This is a genomic window from Bradyrhizobium sp. Kon10, from assembly GCF_055807395.1.
The window spans coordinates 1-238 of sequence record NZ_JBVVOZ010000395.1; the positions used below are offsets into that span (position 1 = coordinate 1).

At 58.4% G+C, this 238-nt stretch carries 1 protein-coding gene; it reads left to right on the forward strand.

What is annotated here, in order from left to right:
- The coding region (locus tag AC0L2O_RS37495; RefSeq protein WP_473373284.1) for a LysR substrate-binding domain-containing protein at positions 1-238 on the forward strand (238 nt) is incomplete at both ends.

Genomic DNA, 238 nt, shown 5'->3' on the forward strand with positions numbered 1-238 from the left:
GTGGTTTCAAGCCGTCGGACTGGCCTATTTGCCACTCAGGGAGAGCTTCAGATTTGGCGATACCAATATGACGGTCGAGGCGGCTTTACTCGGTCAAGGCGTCGCGCTGGTGCGCAGCGGGCATGTGGAGAACGAAATCAGCGATGGCCGCTTGGTTCGGCTGTTCGACGTGCCGCTTCCATCGCCACTTGCCTACTACTTCGTGTGCCCAAAGGGCATCGAATCGCAGCCGCATATC